Below are 2,503 nucleotides of genomic sequence, written 5' to 3'. Positions count from 1 at the left end.
ACACAGTGGACGCGAGCAACTGAGGACAAGCCCTCGGCCTATTAGTACCAGTCACCTCCAGCGGTTACCCGCCTTCCAGATCTGGCCTATCAACCCAGTCGTCTACTGGGAGCCTTAACCCCTCAAAGGGGGTGGGAGTCCTCATCTCGAAGCAGGCTTCCCGCTTAGATGCTTTCAGCGGTTATCCTTTCCGAACGTAGCCAACCAGCCATGCCCTTGGCAGGACAACTGGCACACCAGAGGTTCGTCCGTCCCGGTCCTCTCGTACTAGGGACAGCCCTTCTCAAGACTCCTGCGCGCGCAGCGGATAGGGACCGAACTGTCTCACGACGTTCTAAACCCAGCTCGCGTACCGCTTTAATGGGCGAACAGCCCAACCCTTGGGACCGACTCCAGCCCCAGGATGCGACGAGCCGACATCGAGGTGCCAAACCATCCCGTCGATATGGACTCTTGGGGAAGATCAGCCTGTTATCCCCGGGGTACCTTTTATCCGTTGAGCGACGGCGCTTCCACAAGCCACCGCCGGATCACTAGTCCCGACTTTCGTCCCTGCTCGACCCGTCGGTCTCACAGTCAAGCTCCCTTGTGCACTTACACTCAACACCTGATTGCCAACCAGGCTGAGGGAACCTTTGGGCGCCTCCGTTACTCTTTAGGAGGCAACCGCCCCAGTTAAACTACCCATCAGACACTGTCCCTGATCCGGATCACGGACCCAGGTTAGACATCCAGCACGACCAGAGTGGTATTTCAACAACGACTCCCCCTGAACTGGCGTCCAAGGTTCACAGTCTCCCACCTATCCTACACAAGCCGAACCGAACACCAATATCAAACTATAGTAAAGGTCCCGGGGTCTTTCCGTCCTGCTGCGCGAAACGAGCATCTTTACTCGTAGTGCAATTTCACCGGGCCTATGGTTGAGACAGTCGAGAAGTCGTTACGCCATTCGTGCAGGTCGGAACTTACCCGACAAGGAATTTCGCTACCTTAGGATGGTTATAGTTACCACCGCCGTTTACTGGCGCTTAAGTTCTCAGCTTCGCCCCACCGAAATGGAGCTAACCGGTCCCCTTAACGTTCCAGCACCGGGCAGGCGTCAGTCCGTATACATCGCCTTACGGCTTCGCACGGACCTGTGTTTTTAGTAAACAGTCGCTTCTCGCTGGTCTCTGCGGCCACACCCAGCTCACCGAGAAAATCGGATCACCAGACATGGCCCCCCTTCTCCCGAAGTTACGGGGGCATTTTGCCGAGTTCCTTAACCATAGTTCACCCGAACGCCTCGGTATTCTCTACCTGACTACCTGAGTCGGTTTAGGGTACGGGCCGCCATGAAACTCGCTAGAGGCTTTTCTCGACAGCATAGGATCATCCACTTCACCACAATCGGCTCGGCATCAGGTCTCAGCCTTAATGTGTGACGGATTTGCCTATCACACGGCCTACACCCTTACCCCGGGACAACCACCGCCCGGGCTGGACTACCTTCCTGCGTCACCCCATCACTTACCTACTACAAGTCTGGTCCGTCGGCTCCACCACTCCCCCTCACTCCGAAGAGATCAAGGGCGGCTTCACGGACTTAGCATCGCCTGATTCAGTATTGGGCGTTTCAAAGCGGGTACCGGAATATCAACCGGTTGTCCATCGACTACGCCTGTCGGCCTCGCCTTAGGTCCCGACTTACCCTGGGCAGATCAGCTTGACCCAGGAACCCTTAGTCAATCGGCGCACACGTTTCCCACGTGTGTATCGCTACTCATGCCTGCATTCTCACTCGTGAACCGTCCACCACTCGCTTACGCGGCGGCTTCACCCGGCACACGACGCTCCCCTACCCATCACAGTCCCCGTTGGGGGTATGTACTGCAATGACACGACTTCGGCGGTACGCTTGAGCCCCGCTACATTGTCGGCGCGGAATCACTTGACCAGTGAGCTATTACGCACTCTTTCAAGGGTGGCTGCTTCTAAGCCAACCTCCTGGTTGTCTCTGCGACTCCACATCCTTTCCCACTTAGCGTACGCTTAGGGGCCTTAGTCGATGCTCTGGGCTGTTTCCCTCTCGACCATGGAGCTTATCCCCCACAGTCTCACTGCCGCGCTCTCACTTACCGGCATTCGGAGTTTGGCTAAGGTCAGTAACCCGGTAGGGCCCATCGCCTATCCAGTGCTCTACCTCCGGCAAGAAACACACGACGCTGCACCTAAATGCATTTCGGGGAGAACCAGCTATCACGGAGTTTGATTGGCCTTTCACCCCTAACCACAGGTCATCCCCCAGGTTTTCAACCCTGGTGGGTTCGGTCCTCCACGACCTCTTACAGCCGCTTCAACCTGCCCATGGCTAGATCACTCCGCTTCGGGTCTAGAGCGTGCAACTCAAACGCCCTATTCGGACTCGCTTTCGCTACGGCTTCCCCACACGGGTTAACCTCGCTACACACCGCTAACTCGCAGGCTCATTCTTCAAAAGGCACGCAGTCACGAGGATGGA

The 2,503-nt window shown here is 56.6% G+C and carries 1 rRNA gene (only partly in view); it reads right to left on the bottom strand.

Features of this window, described 5'->3' with window-relative positions:
• Nucleotides 1-21: 21 nt before the first annotated feature.
• A 23S ribosomal RNA gene (locus tag ACH4S7_RS36460) occupies nt 22-2,503 on the bottom strand (it continues 742 nt past the right edge of the window).

The sequence above is a fragment of the Streptomyces sp. NPDC020965 genome (genome assembly GCF_044333555.1).
GTDB lineage: Bacteria > Actinomycetota > Actinomycetes > Streptomycetales > Streptomycetaceae > Streptomyces.
Note: the sequence above shows the minus strand (reverse complement) of the source record. Positions and strands in the feature narration are given on the sequence as shown.